At 60.5% G+C, this 12420-nt stretch carries 8 protein-coding genes; 6 read left to right on the plus strand and 2 right to left on the minus strand.

All coding sequences use genetic code 11. From position 1 onward, the window contains the following. Positions 1-211: 211 nt before the first annotated feature. Both H9X86_RS10760 and rlmB read right to left on the minus strand, forming a co-directional pair. The gene (locus H9X86_RS10760) at positions 212-2560 is read right to left on the minus strand and encodes a hypothetical protein (protein ID WP_204901524.1); all 2349 of its coding nucleotides are present in this window, start codon (positions 2558-2560) and stop codon (positions 212-214) included. Between the two features lie 21 nt (positions 2561-2581). Next, positions 2582-3346, minus strand: coding sequence for a 23S rRNA (guanosine(2251)-2'-O)-methyltransferase RlmB (rlmB, locus tag H9X86_RS10765; protein ID WP_204901525.1), 765 nt, complete (start codon positions 3344-3346; stop codon positions 2582-2584). 287 nt (positions 3347-3633) lie between these two features. Here rlmB and ftsH point away from each other — a divergent pair, with 287 nt between their 5' ends. The 6 genes from ftsH to H9X86_RS10795 form a co-directional block, all read left to right on the plus strand. Continuing rightward, positions 3634-5760 carry an ATP-dependent zinc metalloprotease FtsH gene (ftsH, locus tag H9X86_RS10770; protein ID WP_204901526.1) on the plus strand — a complete coding sequence of 709 codons (2127 nt, stop codon included), beginning with the start codon at positions 3634-3636 and terminating at the stop codon, positions 5758-5760. Between the two features lie 379 nt (positions 5761-6139). Then, positions 6140-8794, plus strand: coding sequence for an alanine--tRNA ligase (alaS, locus tag H9X86_RS10775; protein ID WP_204901527.1), 2655 nt, complete (start codon positions 6140-6142; stop codon positions 8792-8794). Positions 8795-8875: 81 nt separating this feature from the next. Then, positions 8876-9214: a histidine triad nucleotide-binding protein gene (locus H9X86_RS10780; protein WP_204901528.1), complete on the plus strand. Its 339-nt coding sequence runs from the start codon at positions 8876-8878 to the stop codon at positions 9212-9214. A 450-nt stretch (positions 9215-9664) separates the two neighbouring features. After that, on the plus strand, positions 9665-10753 hold the full coding sequence (gene serC, locus H9X86_RS10785) for a 3-phosphoserine/phosphohydroxythreonine transaminase (protein ID WP_204901529.1): 1089 nt from the start codon (positions 9665-9667) through the stop codon (positions 10751-10753). A 17-nt stretch (positions 10754-10770) separates the two neighbouring features. Then, positions 10771-11937 (plus strand): phosphoglycerate dehydrogenase, encoded by a 1167-nt coding sequence (locus H9X86_RS10790; RefSeq protein ID WP_204901530.1) that lies wholly within the window; start codon positions 10771-10773, stop codon positions 11935-11937. A 95-nt stretch (positions 11938-12032) separates the two neighbouring features. Continuing rightward, positions 12033-12420, plus strand: a 388-nt coding sequence (locus H9X86_RS10795) for a 4'-phosphopantetheinyl transferase family protein (protein ID WP_430736101.1), incomplete at its 3' end; no start/stop codon positions are given.

Raw genomic sequence — 12420 nt, forward strand, 5'->3', positions numbered from 1 at the left:
CCTCTTTTCGTGAATCTTTTCTCCATTGCTCCATAAAGCACACCCCCACATCTGATACCATTTTACCAGATGCGGGGATGTTTTGGAAGTTTTTCGACAGTCTGAAAAGATGTGTCGCAAAACATTGGTTTTGCGACACATCCATCTTTTTTATGGGAATAGGTCTTTTTGTGGCTGCTCTGGGACAGTGGGAAGGAAGAAATGTGTTTTCTCAGTACTGGTTGACCCACCCGGCGATGAGCAGCTCGGGCACCAGCCAGGCCAGCATGAAAACCAGGAAGTTCACCGGGCTCAGGGCCTCGTAGGAGCCGGTATAGGTGATAAACCAGGTGAGCAGGATGCCCAGAACTGCACCTGCCAGGGCAAAGCCCAGGCTCAGGTAGGTAGCCCAGCGCAGACGGCGGCAACCAACCACCGTCTCGCAAAACACGCCCACACCCTCCCGGGAGAGCACCGCCACAGGTTCATTGGAGTGGCTTTGCACGGTGGAGGAGAGCTCACGGCGGCGGTCGGTGGAGGGGAACTCCATCTTGTCCACAGGCAGCTTGAACTTTCGCTCCAGCAAAGCGGGGATGAGGTTGGGGTCTCGGGTGGCCAGGATGGGGGTCACTTTGAGGCCGATGAGGGTGGACAGGCTGGGACGCACCGTGGAGGGCATGGAGTAGGTCACCGGGAACATGGCGGCCAGCTGTCCATCCACAGCGCAGAAAATGGCGTGCTTGACCTTCAGACTCCGGGGCAGAGGGATGTCCACCAGGTGCATGAAGTCGGAAGTACCCACAATGATGTCGTGGTTGTGGATGATGCCGGTGATGCCCCCTTCATGGAAGCGCACTCCGGTGGCCTCCCGATACAAAGCTCCGGTGGATTGCAGCAGCTTGTAGAAGGGTTGGGTCAGGTCACAGTTGGCCACCTTCATCAGGGTAGCGGCATAGGACACCGCCTTTTCCTTGGTGATGTTCCCGTAAAGCTCAAAGTGGGGGACCTGGATGCACCCTGGGGGGAACAGATCTCCGTCGGTGATGACGATACCGCCGTGGCGGCAGTGATGGATGCCCGTCCACCCGGCAATGGCGGCTCCCACCTTGTAAAGCCGGGCGGCCAGCTTCTTGTAGGGCAGGGCATAGGCCAGCAGAGCAGAGTAGGAGGCGGCGGCGGTAAAGGTGGCGGCAGCGGCCCAGATAAACCGCTCAGGGGCATTTTGACCCACGGAGGACACCAGGGAGAGGGCCACGCAGGCCACCATGAGCAGGGGAGCGGCCACGGTATAGGTCAACTGGGCGCCATCCTCCCGTTGCAGCTGGGAGCCGAAGCCCTTGCCCAGCCCGGCCCACTTGCAGTAGGCGGGGCGGTGGTTCCACTTGTCCTCGTCCATGGACACCACATAGGGGGCGCTGGACTGGCTTGCGGCCTTGGCAGACAGCCGGTCTCCCTGCTGGCGCAGGCAGCGGCCCCACATGGCCAGGGTCAGACCCAGGGCGGTGACGGCACAACAGGGCAGGGCATTCCCCCGCTGGGGCCAAACACCGAAGGTGAGGCCGTCGGCCAGGGAGAAGGCCCAGGCCAGGGCCAGCAGTGTCTCTGCCCGGGGATGGAGCTTGCACAGGCGGGTGATACCCACCACCAACACCTCCATGCACAAAATACCCACCATGGCCAGCAGGCTGGACAACACCCACGCCTTGAGCTGGGGCAGGCTGATGCCGGACAGGGAGATGGACACAGGCAGGGGCAGGGAGATGACAATGGCCAGTATGCTGAGGAAGAGGGAAAAGGTCACCCGTTTTTGACGGGCCTTCAGCCCCTTTTGATACCGGGCTGCCAGCTCGGCGGCGGGGGTGTCCGGAGGCAGGGGCTTGGGCGGACGCACCCGGGCGGGCTTGGGCACGGGAGGTTTTTTCTTTTTGGGCGGCGGAGTGGGCGCCTCCTGGTCCACGCCGGGCAGGTAGGTCTCCACCTTCACCGTCTCCTGGTCCGGCTCCGCCTGGTCGTACATATGGTCGGCAAAGTGGTCAGCCCGTCGCCGCAGGGTGGACAGCCGGGCAGCCAGGCTGCGCAGCAAGGTGGCTGGCTGGATGACGGGCATGGGAGGCGGCTCCTGCTCTCCCCGGGTCTGGCCCTGGGGGGAGGACTCCTGCTTGGAATAGGAAAAATCCACAGGCTCCGGCCCAGGCGTGGGGGGCTGCTGCGGCTGGGGCTGTTTTTTCTTCTCGGGAAAGGGAACCACCTTGGCCTTGGCCTCTTCCTGGGCGGGCTGGGGCTGGGGTGCAGGCTCCTGGGCTTCTGCCTGGGTCTCCTCCTGAGAGACTGTCTCACCCTCAGGCTCTTCATCCTTGGAGTGGGGGCGCACTTCCAGGCGCTGCTTCAGCTGCTGGATGGCCGCCAGCTTCTCAGGATCCTGGGGGATGGGGGTGACAGCAGGGGCTTGCTCCTGCTCTTGTTCCAGCTCCAGTTCCGGCTCCTCCTGGGAGGAAAGGGTACCGGACGTGCCGGAGCCAAATTCAGCCAGAATATCATCCAACGAGTAGTTGGGCTGTTGGGGATTGTAGCGTTCAGACATGGGGCGCTCCTTTGCTGGGGGTCAGCTGCGCTGACGTACGGCCTCATACAGCACCACGGCGGCTGCCGCAGAGGCGTTGAGGGAGTTGACCTTGCCTCGCATGGGGATGGACACCAAAAAGTCGCACTGTTCCCGCACCAGACGGCTCATGCCGTCCCCTTCGCTGCCAATGACGATGGCGGCGGGGCCTTTGAAATCGGCCTGATACAGGGAGGTGGTGCCGTCGGCGGCGGTGCCATACACCCACAGGCCCTCTTCCTTCAGATCTTTGAGCAGGGCGGTGAGGTTGGCCACCCGGGCCACCGGCAGGTAGCTCACCGCTCCGGCGGAGGTTTTGCCCACAATGGCGGTCAGGCCAGCGGAGCGGCGCTTGGGGATGATGACTCCGTGGGCCCCGGCGGCCTCAGCGGTGCGGATGACGGCACCCAGGTTGTGGGGGTCACTGAGCTCGTCGCACACCACCACCAGAGGTGCCTCCCCCTTGTCCCGGGCGGCCTGGAGGATGTCGGCCACGCTGGCGTACTCCCGCACCGCCGCCACGGCAATGACACCCTGGTGGGAGTGGGTGGCACTCATGGCGTCCAGCTTGCGCCGATCGGCCTCTACCACCACAATGCCCTTCCCCCGGGCGGTGGAGGCGATGTGCCCCAGGGTGGCGTCGGTCTCACCCTTGGCGATATAGATCTTATCAATGGCAGTCCCGGCTCGCAGGGCCTCAATGACTGCGTTGCGGCCCTCGATGATGCCATCGGCCTGGCTGTTGCGTTCTCTTTGTTGTTGGCGCATGGTAAGTGCTCCTTTATATCTATTGTAATAATGTAATAAAATGTTAGGCTGTGTGTGTTTGACATAGTATTATATCACGGTTTCATCGGATGAAAAAGAGTAAAATCGGAGAATCTAACAGAGAAATCCCGGTGAGGTCATAGAAAGTTTACACCCAGGGCAAGAACATTTCTTGTTTTTACCTTTCAAGTGTGGTATACTCCAGGCAAACCGTGAGATAAAATAGCTTTCAGCGCACACTGCCGGGAAGTAAGGCCCGGCTTGTATGATTTAAGGAGGACAACTCTATGGCGGGACCCAACGGACCCAACAATCAAAATGATAACAGAAAACGACCGTCCCTGGGCTTTATTGGCATCGTGGTGTGGGCCATCCTGCTGGTGGTACTGCTCAACAGCTGCGTGGTGACCCTGCGCTCGGCCAGCACCATCACCGTGCCCTACTCCACCTTCCGGGAGTGGGTGACCAGCGACTATGTGGACAAGGTGGAAATGGACAACTACGGGTACTATTTTACCCTGAAAGATGACGCTCCACCCTTGGCAGAATACCAAAATAAGAGTAAATCCAGCTCTTCCACCGGGTTGAGCGTGGGCAACCTGCTGCTCAACGAGATCGGCAGCAGCAAGAAAAACACCCTGAAGTTCCAGACAGCCATGCCTCCGGTGGAGGACCCGGAGATCATGTCTCTGCTGACCCAGCACGCCGAAGTGGTGGAATCGGAGATGATCAGCAGTGAGCAGACCATGCTCTACGGCGTGCTCAGCTATGTGCTGCCCACCTTGATTTTGGTGGTGGCCATGGTGTTTCTCTACCGCTATATGTTCAAGAAGATGGGGGGCGGCGGTCTGGGCGGCCTGGGCGGCGTGGGCAAGGCCAACGCCAAGGTGTACGTGGAGAAATCCACCGGGGTCACCTTCCGGGACGTGGCGGGCCAGGACGAGGCCAAGGAGAGCCTGGAGGAGATCATCGACTTTCTCCACCACCCTCAGCGCTACACTGAGATCGGCGCAAAGCTGCCCAAGGGCGCCCTGCTGGTAGGCCCGCCCGGTACTGGTAAGACCCTGCTGGCCAAGGCCGTAGCCGGTGAGGCCAATGTGCCCTTCTTCTCCATCTCCGGCTCCGACTTTGTGGAGATGTTCGTGGGCGTGGGCGCCTCCCGTGTCCGTGACCTGTTCAAAGAGGCCAGCAAAATGGCCCCCTGTATCATCTTCATCGACGAGATCGACACCATTGGTAAGTCCCGTGACAACCGCATGGGCGGCAATGACGAGCGGGAGCAGACCTTGAACCAGCTGCTGGCGGAGCTGGATGGCTTTGACCCCGGCAAGGGCGTCATCGTCCTGGGCGCCACCAACCGCCCCGAGGTGCTGGACAAAGCCCTGCTGCGTCCCGGCCGTTTCGACCGGCGCATCACCATCGACCGACCCAACCTGGCCGGACGTCTGGCCACCCTCCAGGTGCACACCCGTAAGATCCGCCTGGCCGAGGACGTGAATCTGGACAAGATCGCCCAGGCCACTGCCGGGTGTGTGGGTGCCGACCTGGCCAACCTGGTCAACGAGGCCGCCCTGCGGGCGGTGCGCCAGGGCCGCAAGGCGGTGAACCAGCAGGATCTGCTCACCTCCTTCGAGTTTGTCATTGCAGGCAGCGAGAAGAAGGGTACTGTGCTCACCGAGCAGGAAAAGCGCATGATCGCCTACCACGAGGTGGGTCACGCCCTGGTGGCGCACAACCAGAAGAACAATGCCATGCCGGTGTCCAAGATCACCATTGTGCCCCATACTCAGGGTGCTCTGGGCTACACCCTCCACCTGCCTGAGGAGGAGAAGTTCCTCATGACCGAGGAGGACCTGCTGGCGGAGATCCGCACGCTGCTGGCCGGTCGTTCCGCAGAGGAAGTGGTGTTCGGCTCCCGTTCTTCCGGCGCTGCCAACGACATCGAGCGAGCCACCGACATTGCCCGCAAGATGGTGAGCATGTTCGGTATGAGCGAGAAGTACGGCATGATGGGCCTGGCCACGGTGCACAACCAGTACCTGGACGGCCAGATGGGCTTGACCTGTGCCCAGGACACTGCCGCCGGCATCGACAACGAGGTGCGGGCCATCATTGACCGCTGCCACAGCGAGGCCATCCAGATCCTCCGGGACAACCGGGAGCTGCTGGACAAGATCGCCGCCTATCTGCTGGAGAAGGAGACCATCACGGGGGCTGAGATGGTGGCCATCATCGAGGGCCGAGACCCCGCCCTGGCGGAGGTCACCCCGGACAGCAACATTGAGCCTCCCGCCCGGGCCATCCACATGGTCAGCGAGCCGGTGCCCATGCCTCCCGCCCCCTCTGAGGAGGAGCCGGACACCCAGGAGCCGGAGCAGCCTCAACCGGAGCAGCCCCATCAGCCCCAGGAATAACAAAATAGCCGAGAAAACGGATGCAGTTTCAACACTGCATCCGTTTTTTTTCGGCTGTGACCGCAGACACTGTTTTTCCAGGGGCTTGCCTTGACATCTCCATAAAATGTGATAAAATAAAACAGCTAAAGACAATGGCAGAGCCAAAGAGCCACCGGCGGCCCAAAGCGAGGGGGGAGGGTGAAAGCCCCCGGCAATGCGGGACTCTGCGCCACTCTGTTTGTCTCCTGCGAGGAGTAGGACGGCCCATCCCCGTTACCGGATGACTGGAGATGTCCTTGCCGAGGATAAACAGGGTGGTACCGTGAAGCGTCTGCTTTGCCCCTGTGGTTTGGCAGGGTCTTTTTTTATGTAATTTTTGATTTGGAGGTATATTCCCATGAGCAACCCCAAGCCCTTCGGGGTCAACGAGCTGCGTGAGATGTTCCTGTCCTTCTTTGAGAGCAAGGGACACCTGCGCCTGCCCAGCTTTTCCCTGATTCCCCAGAACGATGCGTCTCTGCTGCTCATCAACAGCGGCATGGCGCCCATGAAGCCCTGGTTCACCGGGGAGCAGGAGCCGCCCCGCCGCCGTGTCACCACCTGCCAGAAGTGCATCCGCACCGGTGACATTGAGAACATCGGTAAGACCGCCCGCCACGGCACTTATTTTGAGATGCTGGGCAACTTCTCCTTTGGCGACTACTTCAAGCGGGAAGCCATCACCTGGTGCTGGGAGTTTTTGACCAGCCCTGAATGGGTGGGGCTGGATCCCAACCGCCTGTACCCCTCCATCTACCAGGATGACGACGAGGCCTTCGAGATCTGGAACAAGGAGATCGGCATCCCCGCTGAGCGCATCTTCCGCTTCGGCAAGGCCGATAACTTCTGGGAGCACGGCTCCGGTCCCTGCGGCCCCTGCTCTGAGGTGTACTACGACCGTGGCGAGGAGTACGGCTGCGGCAAGGAAGGCTGCACTGTGGGCTGCGACTGCGACCGCTATATGGAGGTGTGGAACAACGTCTTCTCCCAGTTCAACAACGACGGTGAGGGCAACTACACCGAGCTGAGCCAGAAGAACATCGACACCGGCATGGGCCTGGAGCGCCTGGCCTGCGTGTGCCAGAATGTCAACTCCCTGTTTGACACGGACACCGTGATGAACATCACCAACAAGGTCTCTGAGATCACTGGCGCCCGGTACGGCCAGAGCGAGAGCCGTGACGTGTCTTTGCGCATCATCACCGACCACATCCGCTCCGCCACCATGATGATCTGTGACGGCGTGCTCCCCTCCAACGAGGGCCGGGGCTATGTGCTGCGCCGTCTGCTGCGCCGGGCTGCCCGCCACGGCAAGCTGCTGGGGGTCAACGATCCCTTCCTGTACCAGGTGTGTGACACCGTCATCGAGGTCAACGCCTGTGCCTACCCCGACCTGGTGGAGAAGCAGAGCTATATCACCAAGGTCATCCGGGTAGAGGAGGAGAACTTCGCCAAGACCATCGACAGCGGTCTGAAGATCTTCGCCGACATGCTCTCCCAGCACAAGGCCAAGGGTGAGACTGTGTTCTCCGGCGAGGATGCCTTCAAGCTCTATGACACCTATGGCTTCCCCATCGACCTGACCTGCGAAATGGCCCAGGACGAGGGTCTGACCGTGGATGAGGCCGGATTCCGTGCCTTCATGGAGGAGCAGAAGGTGCGTGCCCGCAAGGCCCGGGAGGCCCTGGGCGATCTGGGCTGGGCCGGCATTGAGTTCGGCAAGGAGCTGGCCGAGACCCAGTTTGTGGGCTATGACCACGATGCCATCGACGACGCCAAGGTGTTGGCCATGGTGGTGGAGAACGTCCAGGCTGAGGAGATGATGCCCGGCGTGGAGGGTATCGTGGTGCTGGATCGCACCCCCTTCTACGCTGAGATGGGCGGTCAGGTGGCCGACCACGGCACCATTACCCTGGGGGATGCGGTGTTTACCGTCCACGACGTGCAGAAGAACAAGGGCGGCAAGTATATGCACTACGGCAAGCTGGCTGGAGGCACCCTCAAGGTGGGGGACACCGTCACGGCAGCCATTGATGTGGAGCGCCGTCAGGCCATCCGCCGTGCCCACTCCGCCACCCACCTGCTGGATGCTGCCCTGAAAAAGGTGCTGGGCGACCATGTGCACCAGGCTGGCTCTCTGGTGGAGCCCGACCGCATCCGCTTTGACTTCACCCACTTCGAGGGCATCACCGCCCAGGAGCTGGCTGAGATCGACATGATGATCAACGACGCCATTTTGAATGGCTACCCCGTGGTCACCGAGGTACTGCCCATTGAAGAGGCCAAGCGCAAGGGCGCTGTGGCCATGTTCGGCGAGAAGTACGGCGACGTGGTGCGTGTGGTGGAGATGGGCGACTTCTCCATGGAGTTCTGCGGCGGCACCCATCTGGACAACACTGCCAAGGTGGGCACCTTCCGCATCAAGTCCGAAGGCTCCGTGGCCAGCGGCGTGCGCCGCATCGAGGCCACCGTGGGTAAGCTGACCCTGGAGGCCATGAACCACAACCAGCAGCTCATTTTCCAGGCTGCTCAGATCCTCAAGACCAACCCCGCTGACCTCACTTCCAAGCTGGAGCAGCAGGTGGCAGACCTGAAGGCTGCCCGTCAGGCCATTGAGACCTATAAGAGCAAGGAGGCTGCCGGTGAGGCCGACCGCATCCTCTTCGGTGCCCACGATGTTGGCCCTCTGAAGGTCATCACTGCCACTGTGCCCGACGCTGACGGCAACCGTCTGCGCCAGATGGGGGATGCCATCAAGGACAAGGCCCCCAATGTGGTGGCGGTTCTGGCCTCTGTGACCGGCGGCAAGATCACCTTCGTGGCCGCCTGTGGTAAGGAGTCCGTGGGTCTGGGCATCAAGGCCGGAGACATCATCAAGCAGGTGTCCGCCATTGCCGGCGGCTCCGGCGGCGGCAAGCCTGACTCCGCCATGGGCGGCGGCAAGGATCCGTTGATGGTGGATAATGCTCTGGCCATGGTGGATAATGTGGTGTCCATGAAGCTGGGCCTGTAAGAAAAGAAAAACAGCGTAGGGGAGGGGCAAGCCCCTTCCCTACCTCAGCCGTGAGGAACCAAGTAAAAAGGAGTTGATACCATGTCTGATTGCCTGTTTTGTAAGATCGCAGCAGGGGAAATTCCCTCCAAGCGGGTGTATGAGGACGAGGTGTGTGTGGCCTTCTACGACATCGACCCCCAGGCACCCACCCACTTCCTGGTGATTCCCCGCCAGCACATCGCCTCCGTGGCGGAGGTCAACCAGGATAACGCCGCTCTGGTGGGCCACATGATGGCGGTGATCGCCAAAGTGGCCCGTGACCTGGGCCTGGACAGCTACCGTGTGGTGTCCAACTGCGGCGAGCAGGCGGGGCAGAGTGTGCCTCACCTGCACTTCCACGTCCTGGGTGGCCGGGATATGACCTGGCCGCCGGGCTAAAAGACTCTCGAAAACGCAAGCGTTTTCTACGAAGAGTTGCAGCCCGCTGCGTCGCACTCGCAGGCTCGCACGCTTGCGGGCTGAGAAGTGTATTTTCTGATGCACATGTCATCAGAAAATACGGGATTGCAATTTATTTTCCCGCCTGCGGGCGGGAAAACTCTGCGAGGCGTTTTGTGCGCTCTCATCAGCCGCTCCCAGTGAGAACTGGGAGCGGCTTTTTTATGCAATCTCTCTGCCCTCCCGGCATACACTGGGATGCTACCCAAAACCATGGCTACTTTGGACAAAACTGGAGAGGAAAACGGTGTATATCCCGGGAACTTTGCCGAAATAAAGAAAGTGTATGCTCTACCGTTGACAGATGTCCTCCAGAGAACTATAATATCATATAACACACTAAAGTGATAGCAGAATAGTGTGAAAAATCTCAGAGAGGAGAAACTGCTCATGGGCAATCAACGTGTATACAACTTTTCCGCAGGCCCTTCCATGCTCCCGCTGGAAGTCCTCACCCGAGCCGGGTCAGAGATCACCAACTATCAGGGCTCTGGCATGTCAGTGATGGAGATGAGCCACCGATCTAAGGTTTTTGACAAGATTTTTCAGGACACCAAGGAGCGGTTCATTCGGCTGTTCCATGTGCCTGACAACTATAAGGTGCTGTTTTTGCAGGGGGGAGCCTCGGGCCAGTTCTCCATGGTGCCCCTGAACCTCATTGGCAAGACGGGGAAGGCGGACTACGCTGTCACCGGAAACTTCTCCAACATCGCCTACAAAGAGGCCAAAAAGTACGGCCAAATCAACTTGGCCGCCTCCAGCGAGGATCAAAACCACACCTATATCCCCACCCAGGATCAGCTGAAGCTGGACCCTGAGGCCAGCTACTTCCACTACTGCGCCAACAACACCATCTACGGCACCGAGTGGCAGTATGTGCCCGACACCGGGGATGTGCCCCTGGTGTGCGACATGTCCTCTGACTTCTTCAGCCGGGTGGTGGATGTGTCCAAGTACGGCATCATCTACGGCGGTGCGCAGAAGAATCTGGCCCCCGCTGGCCTGACCATTGCCATTGTCCGGGAGGATCTGGCGGGGCACGAGCTGCCCTATACCCCCCTCATCATGAACTACAAGACCATGATCGACAAGGATTCCATGTACAACACGCCCCCCTGCTGGTGCATCTACATGCTGGGGCTGGTGCTGGAGTGGCTGGAGGAGCGTGGCGGTGTAGAGGGCATGGAGAAAATCAAGCACGCCAAAGCCCAGCTGCTCTACGACGTGCTGGATAACTCCAAGCTGTTCACCTGTGCGGCTCAGAAGGGGAGTCGTTCGGATATGAACGTCACCTTCCGCACCCCGCATGCCGATTTGGATGCCAAATTTGTGGCGGAAGCCACCGCAGCGGGCTTTGTCAACCTGAAGGGCCACCGCAACGTGGGAGGCATGCGGGCCTCCATCTACAACGCCATGCCCACCGAAGGGGTGGAGAAGCTGGCGGACTTCATCCGGGCCTTTGACCAGGTCAACGGCTGAGACAGGGGGAAACCATCATGTTTCGTATTAAAACTTTGAATAAAATTGCCCAGGTTGGGCTGGGTGAGTTCCCCGCCGACTACCAGGTGGGGGACAACGTGGAGGGGGAGGAGGGCATTCTGGTCCGTTCCGCCAAGCTCCACGACTATCCCTTCCCCGACACCCTGTGGGGCATTGCCCGGGCAGGGGCAGGCACCAACAACATCCCTGTGGACGCCTGTGCCCAGAAGGGCATTGTGGTGTTCAACACCCCTGGGGCCAACGCCAACGGGGTGAAGGAGCTGGTGATTGCCGCCTTGCTCATGGCCTCCCGGGATCTGGTGGGGGGTGTGGAATGGGTGAAGGCCCAGGCCGCAGCCCCGGAAACCGACGTGGCAGCGGCGGTGGAGAAGGGCAAGTCCGCCTTTGTAGGCCCTGAGCTGTACCGGAAGACCCTGGGCGTGGTTGGCCTGGGTGCCATTGGCGCTCTGGTGGCCAATGTGGCCCTGTCGTTAGGGCTGGAAGTGTATGGCTACGACCCCTTCCTGTCCGTGGACACTGCTCTGCGCCTGGACCGCCATGTGCATGTAGTCAAGGATGTCTCCGAGCTGTACCGGGTCAGCGATTACATCACCCTGCATGTGCCCTGCACGACCGACACCCAAGGCTCCATCAATGCCGACACCATCGCCCAGATGAAGGACGGGGTGCGCATTGTCAACCTGGCCCGGGGTGAGCTGGTGGACGACCAGGCCATGATTGCCGCCCTGGAGCAAGGCAAGGTGGCCAAGTATGTCACCGACTTCCCCAACAATACCATTACCCTGGCCCCCAATGTGGTGCCCATTCCCCACTTGGGTGCCTCTACCCCTGAGAGTGAGGACAACTGTGCCGTGATGGCGGCCCAGCAGCTGCGGGACTTCCTGGAAAACGGCAACATCAAGAACTCTGTGAACTTCCCCAATGTGGAGATGGAGCGCTCCGGCGTACAGCGGCTGTGCATCATCCACCGGAACATCCCCGCCATGCTGGCCAACATCACCGCCCAGCTCTCCGGCGACGGGGTGAACGTGGAGAACATGACCAACAAGTCCCGGGGTGACTATGCCTACACCCTGGTGGATGTGGGGTCCCCTGTGGAGGAGAGCGTCATTGACGACATCCGAGGCATTGACGGCATCATCCGGGTGCGGGTCATCTCTTGACAAGTGCCCCAACCCCAGATAGTATAAAAATCAGACACAGCCTGCGAATCGGTGTGGTTCGCAGGCTGATTTTATGAAGAGAAAGGGGGGCGAATATGCCCACCAAGATTTACGGGGTTCGGGGAGAGAACGGGCGAACACTCAGCCGCCCCCTGCTGCGCCTGGCCGCCCAAAGATACGGCTGGGGGGAACTGCCCCAGCTGGAGACAAGCTCCAGGGGTAAACCCCTCATCCCCGGGGAGGGCCGCTGGCTGTCCCTGTCCCACAGCGGCGGATATGCCCTGTGTGCCCTGTCTGAGCATCCGGTAGGGGTGGATATTGAACTGGTGAAACCCCACCGCCCCGGCCTGCCGCTCTACTGTCTCACTCAGGAGCGAATGGAACTGTGGGACGGTACCGACGGAGACTTTACCCGACTATGGACGTTGATGGAGAGCTGGTGCAAGCTGGGGGACACACCCCTGTACCCGCCCCGCAACGTAC

The sequence above is a fragment of the Pseudoflavonifractor capillosus genome, from assembly GCF_016902575.1.
Taxonomy (GTDB): domain Bacteria; phylum Bacillota; class Clostridia; order Oscillospirales; family Oscillospiraceae; genus Enterenecus; species Enterenecus capillosus_A.